The organism is Nostocoides japonicum T1-X7 (genome assembly GCF_001046855.1).
Classification (GTDB): Bacteria; Actinomycetota; Actinomycetes; order Actinomycetales; family Dermatophilaceae; genus Nostocoides; species Nostocoides japonicum.
This window is the reverse complement of the sequence record NZ_HF570958.1, coordinates 4,213,857-4,217,837: the sequence shown is the minus strand read 5'-3', so window position 1 is coordinate 4,217,837 and position 3,981 is coordinate 4,213,857. Positions and strand designations below refer to the sequence as shown.

Below are 3,981 nucleotides of genomic sequence, written 5' to 3'. Positions count from 1 at the left end.
CCCCCCCCCCCCGGCCCCCTGCCGCCGGGGAGCCGCCTCGGTACGGCCCGCGTCGGATCCGCTGACGCGCGGCGCCGACGCGACGGACCGGAGGGGCCGGACGACGCGAGTCACCCGACCCGGATGACGGCCCTCGGTCGGGTGGGACGTCGCCACCTGCGCCGACCCGAGCGCAGGCACGAGGTGCCGACCGGCCCCGCACGCAGGCGCGGGGTCATCCCGTTGCCGCCGGAGTAGTCCCATGCGCCCTACCGGCCCCACACGCGGGCGCGGGGTGCCTGCCGGCCCCCGGTCGGGTGGGGCGTCGCCACCTGCGCCGGCCCGAACACAGGCGCGGGGGTGCCCACCGGCCTCCGGTCGAGTGAGCCCTCCCGCGGAGGGCGACCGGGTGCGGCGAAGCCCGTCAGGTGGTGCTCCTCCTGATGAGGTGGGCTGGGGTCCGGTCCTCCACCGACGGGCCCGGGGAAGCCTGTTCGCCGAGCGCGCCGACGACGAGGCCGACGACCTGCCGGGCGAGGGCGTCCAGGTCGTGCCGGACCGTCGTGAGGCTCGGATCCTGCAGCGCCGACACCGGGTTGTCGTCGACTCCGACGACCGCGAGGTCGGCTGGTGCGGCGAGACCGAGGAGACGTAGCCCGGCGAGGACGGCGTGGGCCGTCTCGTCGTTGTAGGCGCACACGGCCGTCACCGGGGGCGCCTCGCCCCGCCACCGCCGGACGACGTCGCCGGCCCGGGCCGCGTCGGCCGGGACGGTGTGGACGAGCGGGGGTGCGAGCCCGTGGGCGGCGCAGGCGGCCCGCACACCCGCGAGGCGGGGCCTTGCGAAGCCGACGACCCGCTCGTCGTCCGACCAGGCATACCCGAGCCGTTGGTGCCCCACCGAGATGAGGTGCTCGGCCTGGGCTCGCCCGACCTCCTCGTCCCAACGGTCCATCGTTCCGGGGACCGACGCCTCACTGCTCCACGAGGCGACGACGACGGCGATGCCCGCCGCGCGCATCCGGTCGACCTGCTCGGGCGGGACGTGGTCGAACAGGATGGTGGCGGCGGGCGACACGGTGCCCCAGAGCGGAGCGAGATCCTCCTCGGCGGCGGTCGCCGTGTGGCTGAGGTAGACGAGCCCCTCCGTGGCGAAGGCGCGCGTCAGCGCCCGCATCGCCTCGCCGAGGTTCGTGCTCACGGGCCAGTCGGGGATCACGCCGAGGACGAGGCTGCTGCGTCCCGTCGCGAGGGTCCGGGCCGCCGCCGACGGGGCGTACCCGAGCTCGGCGGCCGCGTCGAGGACCCGACGGCGCGTGCCCTCGGGGATCGCCTGGTGCGGCCTGTCGTTGAGGACGTAGCTGACCGTCGTCCGGGACACCCCTGCGCGGGCCGCGACGTCCATCGCCGTCACCCGCCGTGGCGGGCGCGGGGTCTGGCTCACCGGCCTCCACCTGCCTTGTCTGACGTCGGACGGGTTACGGGCGGTAGCCCGGACCGTGACCCGGGGGTTGACACCAGCCCTGTGCCATCGCAACTATATGCGGGCTAGTGACGCGCGTCAGTGACACGCATCAGCCGCGATATGCCATCAAGGGAGCTGGTGTATGAGCAGGTCGAGCCGTCCGGACCCCGAGGGCCTTCCCGTCGACGAGGCCCAGGCAGGAGGCGAGGCCGACCAGCTCGGCAGTGGTCTGGCGGTCCGCCCGAGGCCGCACGCCGAGCACCACTGGTTCGCCGAGCCCACCGAGCCCGTGAGCCGCGGGTACATCTGGGGCCTCGTCCTCGCCCAGCTGCTGTTCTTCGTCGCGCTCCTCGGCCCGGCGATCGTCGGCATCGGGATAAAGGTCCAGGACATCGTCCCGGACTCCGAGAAGAACAGCGCGCTCGCGACCGTCGCGGGCTTCGGCGCCCTCTTCGCCGTCGTCGGCAACGTCCTGTTCGGACGCTTCTCGGACCGGACGACGTCGCGGTGGGGCCGGCGTCGCCCATGGATCGTCGGTGGCACCGTCGTCATGACGCTCGCCTTCGTCATCATGGCGACCGGCCAGAACGTCCCGGTCGTCACGGCCGGCTGGTGCCTCGCGCAGCTGGGCGCGAACGCCACGCTCGCCCCCTTCATCGCGACGATCTCCGACCAGGTCCCGCAGTTCCAGCGCGGGAGCGTCTCCGCCCTGCTCGGCATCGCCCAGAACGTCGGCATCCTCGGCGGGACGTACGTCGCGCAGGTCTTCCAGCACCAGATGATCATCATGTTCGTCGCACCGGCCATCGTCGCGATCGGCGCGATGCTCCTGTTCGCCTTCGTGTTGCCCGACCAGGTCCTGCCGGCGAAGCCGCCACGCATGGACCTGCGGGAGTGGGTGACGACCTTCTGGGTCAGCCCCAAGGAGCACCCCGACTTCGCGCTCGCCTGGTGGTCGCGCTTCCTCATCACCCTCGCGACCTTCATGTTCACGACGTTCCGGCTCTACTTCCTCCAGGACCGGATCGGCCTCTCGAAGGACGACGCGCCCGCTGCCATCACGACGGGCGTCCTCATCTACACGATCTGCCTCGTCGCCTCGGGCTGGATCGCCGGCAAGATCTCCGACATGACGGGACGGCGCAAGTTCCTCGTCGCGGGCTCGACGCTCCTGTTCGCCGTCGGGACGATCCTGCTCGCCCACGTCCACTCCGTCGGGCACTTCTACCTGCTCGAGGGCCTCATGGGCGTCGCCTACGGCATCTATGTCGGGGTCGACCTCGCCCTCGTCGTCGACGTCCTGCCCAACCCCGACGACTCCGGCAAGGACCTCGGTGTCTTCAACATGGCCAACGCCCTGCCGCAGACCGCCGCGCCCCTGCTCGGCGGGATCCTCCTCGGGGTCGCGAGCGCGACGAACCAGAACTACGACCTGCTGCTCTACACCGCGGGGATCGCGGCACTCGTCGGTGCGCTCGTCGTCCTGCCGATCAAGAAGGTGAGGTAGTCCGGAGCACCGCCGACATGGCATACCCATCCTTCCCTCCTCCGCTCGCGGCGACCCGCCACACCCTCATCTCCCCATGGAAAGGCACGAGAGGCATCGTGACGACGACAGACAGCTCCCCCGACGTGACGACCGACGCCGAGGCCCTGGACGCGCTGGTCGATAGGCTGGACCTCGCGACGAAGGTGCGGCTGCTCACCGGTGAGACGGCGTTCACCCTCTGGGGCGAGGAGTCGATCGGGCTGGCACCGATGGCCTTCTCGGACGGCCCGACCGGCGTCCGAGGGCTGAAGTTCACGGGCGGGGAGAAGGTGGCGCTCGTCCCCAATGCCACCCTCCTCGCCGCCGCGTGGCGCGACGAGACGGCCCACGAGGTCGGTGAGCTGCTCGCGGACGAGGCCGAGCGGCAGCACATCCACGTCGTCCTCGGACCGACGATCAACCTGCACCGGTCACCGCTCGGCGGGCGTCTCTTCGAGGCGTACTCCGAGGACCCGTACCTCACGGGCCGGCTGGCCGTCGCCTACGTCCGGGGGCTGCAGGGCCGGGGCATCGGCGCCTGCCTGAAGCACCTCGTCGCGAACGAGTCGGAGACCCTGCGCAACTACATGAACTCGGTCGTCTCCGAGAAGGCCCTGCGCGAGGTCTACCTCCTGCCCTTCGAGATGGCGGTGGAGGAGGCGCAGCCCTGGTCGATCATGGCGTCGTACAACGACATCAACGGCGTGACCGGCACCGAGCAGCACCACGTCAACACCGAGATCGTCAAGGAGGAGTGGGCCTGGGACGGCCTGCTCATGTCCGACTGGTTCGCGACGAAGTCCGCGGCGCCCGCCGCCCTCGGGGGGCTCGACCTCGTCATGCCGGGGCCCGACGGGCCCTGGGGCGCCGCGCTCGTCGCCGACGTCGAGAGCGGCCGCGTCCCCGAGTCGGTCATCGACCAGCACGTCATCCGGCTCCTGCGACTCGCCCAGCGCGTCGGGGCCCTCGGCGGGCCGGACGGTCACCGCGGCTGGCCGGCCGACCGACC

General features: G+C 72.1%; 3 protein-coding genes. 2 read left to right on the top strand and 1 reads right to left on the bottom strand.

Translation table 11 applies throughout. The annotated features are described in order from the left end of the window. Positions 1-403 precede the first annotated feature (403 nt). Positions 404-1,423 carry a LacI family DNA-binding transcriptional regulator gene (locus BN12_RS19105; RefSeq protein WP_200901255.1) on the bottom strand — a complete coding sequence of 340 codons (1,020 nt, stop codon included), beginning with the start codon at positions 1,421-1,423 and terminating at the stop codon, positions 404-406. Positions 1,424-1,586: 163 nt separating this feature from the next. Here BN12_RS19105 and BN12_RS19100 point away from each other — a divergent pair, with 163 nt between their 5' ends. Next, on the top strand, positions 1,587-2,951 hold the full coding sequence (locus tag BN12_RS19100; protein ID WP_083454778.1) for an MFS transporter: 1,365 nt from the start codon (positions 1,587-1,589) through the stop codon (positions 2,949-2,951). A 98-nt stretch (positions 2,952-3,049) separates the two neighbouring features. Then, on the top strand, positions 3,050-3,981 hold a 932-nt coding region (locus tag BN12_RS19095; RefSeq protein WP_327152671.1), incomplete at its 3' end, for a glycoside hydrolase family 3 protein.

Coding starts and splice junctions, on each gene's coding strand:
- BN12_RS19100 (WP_083454778.1), top strand. CDS start 1,587: ATGAGCAGGTCGAGCCGTCCGGACCCCGAGGGCCTTCCCGTCGACGAG.